10 protein-coding genes are annotated in these 12,051 nt (G+C 75.3%); all 10 read right to left on the bottom strand.

Annotated elements, in window-relative coordinates; genetic code table 11:
- Genes ACWFNE_RS18480 through ACWFNE_RS18435 form a run of 10 tightly spaced genes read right to left on the bottom strand, consistent with a single transcriptional unit; the run spans position 1 to position 12,003 of the window.
- Positions 1–1,956 carry a putative baseplate assembly protein gene (locus tag ACWFNE_RS18480; RefSeq protein ID WP_452123881.1) on the bottom strand — a complete coding sequence of 652 codons (1,956 nt, stop codon included), beginning with the start codon at positions 1,954–1,956 and terminating at the stop codon, positions 1–3.
- The gene (locus tag ACWFNE_RS18475) at positions 1,953–2,378 is read right to left on the bottom strand and encodes a GPW/gp25 family protein (RefSeq protein WP_452123880.1); all 426 of its coding nucleotides are present in this window, start codon (positions 2,376–2,378) and stop codon (positions 1,953–1,955) included. The genes ACWFNE_RS18480 and ACWFNE_RS18475 overlap by 4 nt, the downstream gene beginning before the upstream one ends.
- Positions 2,379–2,409: 31 nt before the next feature.
- A complete protein-coding gene (locus ACWFNE_RS18470) occupies positions 2,410–4,206 on the bottom strand; it encodes a VgrG-related protein (RefSeq protein ID WP_452123879.1) in 1,797 nt (598 codons plus the stop codon).
- Positions 4,193–5,023 carry a CIS tube protein gene (locus ACWFNE_RS18465; protein WP_452123878.1) on the bottom strand — a complete coding sequence of 277 codons (831 nt, stop codon included), beginning with the start codon at positions 5,021–5,023 and terminating at the stop codon, positions 4,193–4,195. The genes ACWFNE_RS18470 and ACWFNE_RS18465 overlap by 14 nt, the downstream gene beginning before the upstream one ends.
- A gap of 7 nt (positions 5,024–5,030) precedes the next feature.
- Complete coding sequence (locus ACWFNE_RS18460) at positions 5,031–5,516, bottom strand: phage tail protein (RefSeq protein ID WP_452123877.1); 486 nt, start codon at positions 5,514–5,516, stop codon at positions 5,031–5,033.
- Positions 5,506–9,291 carry a hypothetical protein gene (locus ACWFNE_RS18455; RefSeq protein WP_452123876.1) on the bottom strand — a complete coding sequence of 1,262 codons (3,786 nt, stop codon included), beginning with the start codon at positions 9,289–9,291 and terminating at the stop codon, positions 5,506–5,508. Before ACWFNE_RS18455 ends, ACWFNE_RS18460 begins: the two co-directional genes overlap by 11 nt.
- A 4-nt stretch (positions 9,292–9,295) precedes the next feature.
- The gene (locus ACWFNE_RS18450) at positions 9,296–9,454 is read right to left on the bottom strand and encodes a DUF6760 family protein (RefSeq protein WP_412868893.1); all 159 of its coding nucleotides are present in this window, start codon (positions 9,452–9,454) and stop codon (positions 9,296–9,298) included.
- Positions 9,451–9,903 carry a hypothetical protein gene (locus ACWFNE_RS18445; protein ID WP_452123875.1) on the bottom strand — a complete coding sequence of 151 codons (453 nt, stop codon included), beginning with the start codon at positions 9,901–9,903 and terminating at the stop codon, positions 9,451–9,453. The genes ACWFNE_RS18450 and ACWFNE_RS18445 overlap by 4 nt, the downstream gene beginning before the upstream one ends.
- Before the next feature lie 28 nt (positions 9,904–9,931).
- Positions 9,932–10,375, bottom strand: coding sequence for a phage tail protein (locus ACWFNE_RS18440; protein WP_452123874.1), 444 nt, complete (start codon positions 10,373–10,375; stop codon positions 9,932–9,934).
- A gap of 44 nt (positions 10,376–10,419) precedes the next feature.
- Positions 10,420–12,003 carry a phage tail sheath family protein gene (locus ACWFNE_RS18435; RefSeq protein ID WP_452123873.1) on the bottom strand — a complete coding sequence of 528 codons (1,584 nt, stop codon included), beginning with the start codon at positions 12,001–12,003 and terminating at the stop codon, positions 10,420–10,422.
- Positions 12,004–12,051 lie beyond the last annotated feature (48 nt).

The raw sequence follows: 12,051 nt of genomic DNA, 5'->3' as shown, positions 1-12,051 counted from the left end.
TCACACCCCCGCCGTGACGCGCACGCGGTGCTCGAACGAGAACACCAGGGCGTGCGGGTCGAGCTCGAGGCGCTGCACGGGCTCGCCGCGCTCCCCGGTGAGCGGGTCGGCGGCGAACAGCTGGACGTCGTCGACGATCTCGGTGCCGGGCAGGCGCTGGAGCACCGCGTACACCTCGCCGGCCTGGACGGGCCGCCCGAACGGCCACCCCACGCCGTCGGGGCCGCCGGTGAGCGGGTCGAGGTAGCGGTGCAGCGCGATGAGCGCGGCGGCCCGCAGCGCGTCGGTCGCGACCCGCGGCCGTGCGGTGAGCCGCGCCACGACCGTGACGCCCTGGTAGTACGGGGGCTCGACGAGCACGCGCGCGCCGACCGGCCGGCGCTCGTCGAGGTGCTGCGCGACGACCGCGAGGGCCTCGTCGGAGGGCACGAGGTCCTCGAACCGCAGGACCCCCGCGTCGTCGGGCACCGCGGACGGCACCACCAGCACCCGCAGCCCGTGCGCGTCGGGTCCGGCGGTCGCGGGGATGCAGCGCACCCGCGCGATGCCGGGCGCGGCGCGGCGCGCGAGCTGCTCGTAGTCCTCGGCGGTGACCGCACGGTCGCGGGTGCGCAGCGCGAGCGGGCCGCGCTCCTTGGCCTGCTCGACGGTCTCCCCGGCGACCCCGCCGAGCGCCGCCCGGCGGTTCTCGACCCGGTCGACGAACGGCACGGGCGTGCGCAGGACCGCGATGACCCGGGCGGCGACGTTGCCGTCCGGACCGCCGCCGGTCCGGTACGAGGGCACGCGCAGCGGGACGCCCTTGGGCGGGACGGCGCCGTACGCGCGCAGGGTGCCGTCGGCCTCGCGGACCGCGGGCGGCAGCTGCACCTCGCCCGTCGCGCGGTCGACGCGCACCACGCGGTCCTCGGGGCCCGAGCCGGCGAACGAGTCGACCTCGGTCCACTCGCCCCAGCCCGACCCGTCCGCGACCTCGACGACGAACCGGCGCCCGTCGGGGACCACCGGGTGGTGCTCGAGCGCGAAGACCTGCCCCGGCACGCCCTCGGAGAGGCCGAGGACCTCGTCGAGCACCGTCGAGGCGTGCACCGCGGGGACCGTCCCGCCGATCGTGAACGCGCTCGCCGCCCCGATCGTCGGCGAGGCCCCGTACGCCGGGTAGCCCTCGACGGGCGCGACGACCCGGCAGCGCAGCCAGCCCGCGCGCAGCTGGCGCACGACCGACGCGGTGTGGCTCGCGGGCACGTGCAGCACGACGTCGCCGCGCTGGTTCAGGCCGCCGGTCGCGTCGCTGTCGACCTCGCAGCGCCGCCACACCGAGCCGTCCCACGCCTCCCAGACGAGCGGAGGGTGCCGGGGGTCGACGCCGACGCCGTGCACGTCGCAGTCCAGCCGCACGACGACCGCGCAGCCGGGGGCCGCGTCGTCGAGGCCCAGCAGCACGACGTCGTCGACCTGCGGGGTCGGGGCGAACGCCGCGAAGTCCACGTCGGAGGCGAGGTCGTCGTCGTGGCGCACGGGCTCGGCACCGGCCGTCTGCGTGAGCACGTGCACGAGCCGGCGCGGCGGCACGGTCAGGCGGGTGCGCGTCGAGAAGACGACCGCCTCGTCGTCCTCGGTCCGCTGCGTCGAGACCGCTGTCCCGGGCTGCACGACGACCGGCTCGGGCTGCGGCGCGGACAGCCAGAACGTCACGTCGACGGTCGCGGCCGTCGGCGGGTGCAGCTGCACGCCGAGCAGGTCGAGGAACGTCACGTACAGCCGGTCGGGGACGCGGTTGAGCCGGTACACGAGCTGGTCGACCATGAACGCGAACGCCTCGATGAGCGTCACACCCGGGTCGGAGACGTTGTGGTCGGTCCACTCGGGGCAGCGCTGCTGGACCAGGCGCTTCGCGTCGTCGACGAGGTCCTGGAACCGCCGGTCGTCGAGGTCGGGGGCGGGGAGCACTCTCACGCACCACCTTCGTGCTCGGGGATCACGTAGAACGGGAAGACGAGGTTGCGCGGGTCGTTCGTGCCGCGCAGCGCGTAGTGGATCTCGATGAACAGCACGCCGTCGTCGACCGCGTCGAAGCGCACGACCACGTCCTCGAGCTCGATGCGGGGCTCCCAGTGCTCGAGCGCGACCCGCACCGCGTACGCGATGTCCCCGGCGGTCGCGGCGTCCGCGGGGGCGAACACGTAGTCGTGCACCGCGCAGCCGAACTCGGGGCGCATGGGCCGTTCGCCCGGGGACGTCGCGAGGATCAGGCGGATGCTCTCCTCGATCTCGCGCTCGCGCGTCACGAGCGCGATCCGCCCGGTCGGGTCGGTGCGCACGGGGAACGCCCACCCGGCGCCGACGAACTCCTGCCCCACGTCCTCGTCCCCCTCCACGGCGGCCCCCCGGTGACCGGGGGCGGCGCCGTCAGTTGATCTTGACCAGCGAGCCCTTGACGGTGGTGATGCCGCTCGACGAGAGCTCCGCGGTGCCGTCGGCCGTGACCTTGACCGTGGCGCCCTTGAGCTCGAGCGCACCCGTCGCGGTGAGCGAGACCTTGACGCCCTTGACCGTGACGTTCCCCGACCCGGTGCTCACCGCGACGTCCTTGTCGGCCGTCACCGAGACCGAGCCCGTCGAGACGATCGTGATACCGGCCTGGGGCTTCTGGGTGAGCGTGATCTTCTGCGCCCCGCCGTCGGTGCTCACCGTGAGCTCCTCGCCGTCGGGCGACTCGAGGAACTCGACGAGCATCCCGGTGCGCGAGACGAGGGCCCGGCGGGTCACGGCGCCGTCCGTGGACCCCACGTGGTCCGACCACGGCTTGTCCGGCTGGTCCTTGCCGTTGTAGAGCCCGCCGAGCACGTACGGCTGCTGGAAGCTGCCCTGCCCGAACGCGACGAGCACCTCGTCACCGACCTCGGGCAGCAGGACCGCGCCGCGCTTCGCACCGGCGCCGGGCTGGACGGTGCGCGCCCACCAGCTCTCGTACGTGTCGGAGAGCACCGGGAAGCGGACCTTGACCCGGCCCCGCCCGTCGGGGTCCTTCAGGTCCGTGACCTGGGCCGTCACGACGCCCGCGAGGGGCCCGGGCCCGCCGGACCTGCCGGACCCGCCGAGCGCCCCCGTCGCGACCCCGTAGAGCGAGCGCTCCGAGGTGTTCCCGGCCGTGAACGAGGTGAGGTACCCGGCGTCCTGGGAGAAGTCGTGGCGGGTCGCGCTCAGGGTGTACCGCCCCTCGAACGGTGCACCGACGTTCGCGAGCGACACCGCCGTGCCGGCACGGAGCCGCGGGTTGCCGCGCACGACGCCGTCGAGCTCCGCGAACCCGCCGGCGAGGTGGTCGGCGAGGGCCGCCGCCGCGGCGTCGCACTGCGCCTGCTGCCCGAACGTCGACGCCGCGACGACGTAGCGCGGGCTGGAGAACGTCGCGGCGAGCGACGCCGGTGTGACCCCGCCGAGCTCGGCGCTCGCGCTGCGGGCCGGGGCGACCGCCACGAGCTCGCGCTTCGCGGCGACGTCCCACCCCCGCACCTCGACGTCGGGGACCTGACCCGCCGAGGTGACGGTCGCCCGGAGGTGCACGAGGTTCACGCCCTGCTCGATCACGAGGGGGTCCTGCCGTGCGCCCGCCGAGCCGGTCGGCGCGTCGGACGCCTTCGTCGCCGACGTGAAGCTCAGCTTGCCGTCGACGACCGCGAGGACGGCGCCGACCTGGTCGGCGAGCCCGCGCAGGAACGTCCAGTCGTCGATGCCGTCCTGCGCGACGTGGTCGAGCACCGGGCCGCGCGCGTCGATCGTGCCCGTGTCGATGCCCGCGCGTCGGGCGACGGTGCGCGCGACGTCGGCGGCGGTGACGTTGACGTACGCCTCGACGCGCCGGCCCCGGAAGAGCCGGTGCGAGGCGTCCAGCCCCCGCACGACGGTGTGCGTGCCCGCCGCCGACACCTCGAGCTCGAGCGCCGTGACCTCGCCCGTCAGCAGCGGGACGGGGCCGCCGGGCGCGCTGGTCTGCACGAGGATGCGCAGCTTCGCGCCGATCGTGATGCCGGCCTTCGTCAGCACGACCGTGCCGGGGTCGCTGAAGCGCAGCACGAACAGGTCCGGGACGTTCGAGCTGTCGTCCACGTACCCGGAGACCAGGAGCGCGGCCACGTCGTCGGGCAGGGGCCGGCCGGCGACCTCGACGATCGGCGTGTTCGCGTGCTCCTCACCGTGCGGCACGGGCGGGCTCCTTGCTGTGCGGGTGGCCCTCGGGCGCACGGGACGGCGACGCGGCGCCGCGCGGACCGGCGATCTCGTCGAGGGACGGCAGCAGGAGGTGCCGGCCGGGGCGCAGCCGCATCGGGTCGTCGATCCCGTTGACCTGCGCGACCGCCCGCCACAGCGCTGCGTCCCCGTACTCGCGGTACGCGACCCCCGCGAGGGTGTCCCCGTCGACGACGACGTGCAGGCGCCGGGGCACGAGCCCGCCCGACGTCGGGTTCTGCCCGGGCTTCTCGCCGGCGAGCTCGTCGAGCGTGACGGTGCAGACCGCCCGGATCGGCATGCCCTTCGCGGTGAAGAGCGTGTACTTCGCCTGCACGCTCGAGATGTAGGCGAGGAAGCCGGTGAGCGGCCCCCACCGCAGCAGCACGAACGGCGGGGAGCCCTTCTTCTGCTGCTGCGTCGTCTTCGTCGGCACGCAGCACTCGAACAGCAGCTCGACGTTCTTGACCACCTTGTCGTCCTGCGTGGCCGACGCGTCGAAGAACATCTCGAGCGTGAGCTTCGCGGGCTGGGGGCCGTTGTACTGCGGCGGCCCGCTCTTCTTGCTGTTGCGGCTCGTGTCGCGGCCCCACGACGCGCTCTTGGCGAGGGTCAGCTCCTTGGGGTTGAACTGGAACATGAGCTTGTGCAGGCGGGGGCCGGGCTTGGTCAGGGAGCCGTCGGCCGCCGGCTCGCAGATCTCGAGGTACGCGTGCTGCAGGTTGCCGGGCTCCGTCTCGAGCGCGGTGAGGCCGCCACCACCGGCGGCGGAGAGCACGGTCGCGGCGCTCATGACGGCCTCAGTTCTGCGCCGGGGCCGCGACGAAGCCGTGGTGCGCGATCTCCACGGTCTCCATCAGGACCTTCGGCTGGTCGGGGGTGAACGAGGGACCGGTCCACCGCACGGGGACCACGTCGCGCAGCTCCCACGTGGCGACCGGCTTCCCGTCGGCCGTCTGCGCCTGGATCGTCCCGGTGGAGAGCTTGTACCCGGTCGCCATGCGGGAGAACAGCGCCGAGACGTTCATGCTCCCGGCGCCGAGCGGGCGGGAGAGCTTGATGTTCGGGTACTTCAGGCGCGTCGGCAGCTGCCAGACGAGACCGTTGTTGCCGCCCTCCTCACGCGTCTCCATGACGACCTCGCAGCCGAGGCCCTCACAGCTGGTGAACGCGCCCAGGGACTCGGCGTCGATGCGCACGACGAACCGCACGCTCACCGCGGTCGAGGTGTCGTCCAGGACCAGCGGCTGGGCGGGGATGTGGGTCACGCGGGGGCTAGCGCTCATCGGTCCGTCGTCCTCGGCGTTCGCGGTCGACCAGCAGGTCGGCCTTGATCTGGCGGGTCAGCGGGCCCACGAGCCGGCGCACGAGGGCGTCGAGCTGCTCGGGGGACGCCGCGTCGGGCGGCGCACCCCCGGCCGCCGCGGACGCGGACGGTGCGGGGCCGGGCGGGGGCGCGGGCTCGGGGGCTGCCGCGTCGGCGGGGGAACGCTGGACATCCGCGCCCGCGCCGGAAGGGACGGACGGGCTCTCGACCGCCGCGGCGACCGGAGCGGGCCCGGCCTGGGCGGGCGTCACGAGCGGCAGCGCCGACGTGCGGTCGGCGCGCTGCACGGAGCCACCCGGACCGACGACGGGCCACGGCGCGTCGCTCACGGTGTCCCGTGTCAGGGCCTCCGGTGCGGGACGGGTCGGTGCGGCGGGCGTGCTGCCGGTCGGTGCGGCGGGCGTGCGCCATGTCCCGCCGGACTCCGCGGTGCGCTGGAGCGCGGGTGCGGTTGGCGCGCTGCCGGTCGCGCTCGTGCGCCATGTCCCGTCGGGGTCCGTGGTGCGCTGGAGCGCAGGCGCGGTCAGGGTCGCCGTCGCGCCACGGGGACCCGGCACGCCCGGCGCGCCGACGAGCGGGGCCGTGACGAACGGTGGCGTGAGGAGCGGTGGGGTGAGGAGCGGCGCGGTCCAGGTCGGGAGCGTCGCCGCGCGACCCGCGGTCCGCTGCGCGGTCGGTGGCGCCGGGAGCGCACCGGTGGCCGCTGCGGTCGCGTCCCCGGGTGTCACGGCCCCAGGCGTCACGGCGCCGAGCAGCGGGAGCGACGGGAGCGCAGGTGCGCCGCCCTGCTCCGGGGTCGACGGCGTCCCGCGGGGGTCGGCCGGAGCAGCGGCCGTCGTGTCCGGGCGGCGCTGGACCGCCGGGGGCAGCGGGACGGCTGAGCGGAGCTGGGGTGTGTCCGCCGTGCCGCCGCTCGCGCGCACGCCGACCGCACCGGTCCCCGCGCCGCCCGGATCGCGCTGCACCGTGCTGGCCAGGGGTCCGTCGGCGAGCGGTCCGGCGGCGGCGAGGCGTCCGTCGGCGACCCGCCCGGTGGCGCCGGCGAGGGGGGTGCTCGTGCTGCGCTGGACCGCTGCCGGGCGGGGGACGTCCCCACGGCCGGGGGAGGACCCGGACGGGCCGGTCGCGTCGAGGGCTCCCGGTGCCGGCCCGGACGTGCTGCGCCAGACCGTCAGGGGCGACGGACCGGGTGCCGCGTCCGCCGGCTGCGTCGCACGGAGGTCGCGGAGGAGCGGCATGGACGGTGCCTCGTCGGGCGGCCGGGCGCCGTGGGGGTCGTCGGACGCCTGGCTCGGCCGCGTCGCTGCGATGTCGCCGACGCCGACGCCGACACCGAGGACGCTGCGGCTCGCGACCGGTCCCGGCCCGCCGGTGGACTCGGCGGCGGGTGCGGACGGCGGGGGACCCGCGGGGACCACGGCCTCGGGTTCGGCCGCGGCGGCAGAGCCGTCGCCGGCGTGGGTGCCGGAGGGGTCGTCGTGCCCGGGCCCAGCGGCGGCGGCACGGGCGACGACGGGGCCCCACGGTGCGGCGGAGCGGCCGACGACCGGCAGCGAACCGACCCCGGCGGTGGCGAGGGGCAGTGCGTCCGCCCCGGCGGTGGCGACGGGCAGCGGACCTGTCTCGGCGGTGGCGACAGGCGGCGCGTCGGCCCCGGCGGTGGTGACGGGCAGCGCGTCCGTCCGGGCGGTGGTGACCGGCAGCGCGTCCGCCTCGGCGGTGGTGACGGGCAGCGCGTCGGCCCCGGCGGTGGCGTCGGGCAGCGCGTCCGCACCGGCGCCGGCGAGCGGGAGGGCGCCTGCCCCCGTGCCGTCGACCGGCAGTGCACCCGCCCCGGCTCCGACCAGCGGACTCGCGAGGCGTCCCGCGCCCGGCGTCCCGTGCCCGCCGAGGAGCTCGGCGGTGGTGCCGGAGTGCGTGTGGTCCGCGGCGTCCGGGTCGGGTGCCCCGACCACGAGGTCGGCCGGGTCCGGGTTGGCGGCGCTGGCCGGCTCGGCAGCCGCGGTCGGCTCCGACCCGCCGGTCGCGGTCGGTGCGCCCCGTGCCTCGCCGCCCGGGCCTGGGTCCGCGATCCGCTGGGCGACAGGCGCGTCCGGTCCGGTGAGCGCTCCCGGCCCGGACGCCGCGTCGTCCACCGTCGGCGTGCCGGTCGTGTCGGGTGTGCGGGTGGCGCCCGGCTCGTCGGGCGTGCTGATCGTGCTGGTCGTGACGGGTGTCCTGGTCGCGTCGGGCGTGCGGGTCGTGCGGGGCGAGGCGGTGGCGGCGACAGGCATCGCGACGACGGTCGGCTCGGTGGCGGACCGTGCGATGGTCGGTGACCCGGCGGCGAGCGTCCCGGCGCTCGACGGTGCGGCGGCCGACGGCGTGGAGGCGGGCGGCCCGACGACGGACCGCGCGACGACGGGCGTCCCTCCGTCCGGCGTCCCTCCGTCCGGTGGCGCGCCGGTCGGCGCGGCCGGGGTCGGCGCGGCCGGTGCCGGTCCACCGCCCGCACGCCGGTCGGCGGGACGTCCCACCGGGGCGCCGGGGTCGGGAGCACGCTGCACGGACCAGGGCGAGGCACCCGTGCTCGGGTCGGACGGTGCCGGAGCGGCGGTGCCAGGCGTCCCGGTGAGCGGGGATCCGAGGCCGAGGCGTCGGGGCACTCGCGGTGGCGCGGAGGGTGGCGCCGAGGGCGCGGAGGGCGCCGAGCCGTCGACACGGCGCTGCACGAGCGCGGCGGGCGTCGCCGCGGACGGGGAGGGCACCGAGGGGACCGTCACGTGGGGGACGGCCACGGAGGTGAACCCGTCGTCGGCAGCAGCCCGCGCGGCCCGCGACGCACCGACGCCCGGCGTCGAGCCGCCGTCGGTCGCGCTGCCCCCGCCCGTGGATCCGAGGAGCGGGACCGGCGACGCGGCCCCGTCAGCCCCGTCAGCCCGGTCGGCCCCGTCGCCGGCCGGCGACGACGGGTCGCCGAACGCGAGCCCGAACCCGAGCCCGATCCCGGGACCGACCTCCGGACCCGCCCCGGACGCGACCGCGTGCGTCTCCGTGCCGGTCGCGTCCACCGGTCCCGACGCGCCGCTCCCGGGCACGTCGTCGGACACCCCCGCACCGGGGACCTCCGCACCGGGGACCTCCGCACCGGGGGCCGCCGCCGAGGCGTGCCCGACGAGCTGCAGCACCGGCAGCTCCAGCGAGGCAGCGCTGACGAGAGGTGCCGGCGCCGGGACCGCCGCACCGCGCGAGGCTCGTGCCGGGCTCGTCGCAGGAGAGCCCGGCGCCGGCGGGACCGCGGAGCGTTGCACAGGGGGTGCCGCGGTCCCGCCGGACGACTGTGACGCGGTGCGTACCGCGCCCTGGGCCCGCCCGGGGCCCAGCAGGGGGAGCTCCGGGGCGGGCGAGGTCGTGGCCGGAGCCCCCGTGCCCGGCGTCGCGTGCGCGCCGAGGCCGAGCCCGTCGCCGTCGACGAGGCCCGCCGCCGCGTCGACGGCCACGGCGTGCGACATCCTCTGCAGCGACGACGGGTCGCCCCACGTCGCGAGCCCGTGGCGCGCCGTGGCGATCCCCGAGACCGTCGGCATGGGGCCGAGCGTGCGCTGCAGCGCCGGGACGAACGCCCACCCCGCGACCGGCGGCGGTGCCGGTGGGGCGCCCGGAGCCGCGCCGGGGGACGTCGCGGGGTGCTCGCCCTCGCGCTGCCCCGCACCGCCGGGCGCCGGGTCCCTGTCGCGCTGCCACGGCCACCGCACGGCGTCACCGCTCCTGAGTCAGGCGGGTGTTGATGCTCGCGATCTCGGCGACGTACCGCAGCCGCTGCCCGTGCTCGAGGTCGAGGATGGCGTCGAGCGGCCAGTGGAAGTGGTAGGCGACGTACGCGACCTCCTCGTGGATCCGGTCGGGCGCGTACGTCACGATTCCCCCAGGCGGCCACCCGCGAGGTCCACGGTCATCCGGTGCTGGCACGCCGTGCACGTGACGGCGATCCGGGTGTGGCCCTCGGCGTTGACGCGGCGGTAGAGGTCCTGCAGGAACGCGACGTCCGAGGCGAACATGTTCTCGACGACGTTCGCGGTGATCGCCGGGACGGTCCCGAGCGACGTGACGACCCGGGCGAGCAGCACGACCGTGGTGTACGCGGCGTTCTCCTGGACCCGCGCGTCGTACAGCGGCAGGAGCTCGTCGCGTGCGGTCGCGAGCCGCATGACGCCCGAGCGGTGCACGACGCCGTCGCCGTCGACGTACCCGCGCGGGAGCTCGAACGCGAACTCGGTGCGCAGCACGCCGTCGGCGGCGGCCTCCCGGCCGTGCCCCTCGCGGACGTCGGGCCGCTGCTCCTGGACGTCGAGGACACCGTTGCGCATGCGCTGCATCACGTCGCCCGTCGCCGTCTCACGCGATCGTGGACTCGTCGTAGCAGACCGTGAACTTCTCGGTGGCCTGCTCGGCGGCGCCGGCCTTGAGCGAGTTGATCTCGACCGACCGCACCCAGCAGTTCACGAAGTTGTAGGTCTTGATGGTCGCGCCCTGGTAGTCGAGCAGCGCGACCGACGCCGTCTTGCGGGAGCCCTTGACGTCGCCCTCCATGACCTTCTTGAGCCAGTCCGTCACCGTCTTGGACTCGGTGAGCCCGCGTGTCACGGTGAACTCCCCGGGCTTGGGGCGGCCGATGAGCTGGCGCACGACGTACTTGCCGTCGGACGTCTGCTGCTTGAGCTCGATCTTGTCGACCTCGTTCTTCAGGCCGCTGACCTCGGTGACCTTGGGGATCTGGATCCCGTCGATGGTCACGATGAAGCCGTTCGCCGACGACGAGTCGAATGTGTCGAGAGGCATCGCTGGTCACTCTCCTTCTGGTGTCGAGCGGGTCGGGTCCGGCGTCACTCGTTGACGAGGCTCGTGCCGCCCGAGAACTGGGCGAGCTGGAAGATGACGAACTCGGCGGGCTTCACGGGCGCGACGCCGATCCGGCAGACGACCTGGCCGGCGTCGATGCCCTCGGCCGGGTTGGTCTCCCCGTCGCACTGGACGAAGAACGCCTCGTCGGGGGTGGTCCCGAACAGCGCGCCCTTGCGCCACTCGTTGACCAGGAACGCGCTGATCGTGCGGCGGATCCGCGCCCACAGCGCCGGGTCGTTCGGCTCGAACACGCACCACTGCGTGCCGATGAGGATCGACTCCTCGAGGTAGCTGAACAGCCGGCGCACGTTGAGGTAGCGCCAGGACGGGTCGCTCGAGAGCGTGCGCGCACCCCAGACCCGGATCCCGCGCCCGGGGAACGTCCGGATGCAGTTGATGCCGTTCGGGTTGAGCAGGTCCTGCTCGGCCTTCGTGATCTGGGTCTGCAGGCTCACGGCGCCGCGGACGACCTCGTTCGCCGGGGCCTTGTGCACGCCCCGCTCGTCGTCGTTGCGTGCCCACACCCCGGCCATGTGGCCCGACGGGGGCACGAACCGGTTGCTGCCGGCCGAGGGGTCGAACGTCTTGATCCACGGCCAGTACAGCGTCGCGAACCGTGAGTCGAAGTTCGTGTCCTCCATGCGCCACTTCTTGATCTGCTGCGGGCTGAGGTTCGCCGGGGCGTCCAGGATCGCCATCCGGTTGCCCATGAGCTCGCAGTGGTCGATCACGGCGCGCTGGACGGCGATGACCGTCTCGAGGTCGATCGCCTCCTGCTCGTAGGCGGCCATGAGGTCCGGGACGGCGACCATCGTGACGCCGTCGATCGCCTCGAGACCGCTGAAGCCGGTGCGCGCGGCGGCGTCGCCCACGTAGTCGTCGGCGCCGAGCGCGGCGACGGTCGGTGCCTCGGGCTCCGGCTCGGGCGCGAGCAGCCCGAACGTGCCCTTGTCGGGCTTCATGAGCGCGCTGCCGGCGAGGACCTCCTCGAGCGTGACGACCTTGGACTCGGCGTTGACCTTGGTCGCGACGTTCTCCGGGCCGCGCTTGGTCGTCACGTGGTCGAACGTCTCGGCGACCTTGCCGTCGGCGTGGACCACGAGCTTGAAGTGGTCCTCGGGCGGCTCGGAGCCGCCGGCGTCCTGGATCTCGACGCTCACCGACTTGCTCGACGCGGACGGCTGCGCGGTCACGCGGTACCCGCCGACCATCGCCACGGCCGGTCCGGTGACGGCCTTGCGGGACTTCGCGGAGCTCGCGGCGGCCGAGCCGTTGCCCGCGCGCCCGTTGCCGTTCGACGACGCGCCGCCGATCCGCACGACGTAGCAGTTGCCGCCGCCGTTGAGGAAGTACCCGTACACCGAGTGCGCGAGGTACGAGCCGGGCAGGAAGTCGCCGAACTTCTCGGTGAACTGGGTCCAGTTCGACACGAGGGTCGGCTCGTTGAGCGGACCCTGCGTGGCGAGGCCGACGAACGCGGCGACGGCGGTGCCCACTCCCTCGATCGGGCGGGATCCCGCCTCGACCTCCTGGACGTAGACGCCTGGGGAAAGGTAGGTCGGCATGCTGGTCCCTCCAGAGCACGGTGAGCGCCACTGCGACGCCGAGACCAG

This window comes from Cellulomonas sp. NPDC055163 (assembly GCF_053607065.1).
Note: the sequence above shows the minus strand (reverse complement) of the source record. Positions and strands in the feature narration are given on the sequence as shown.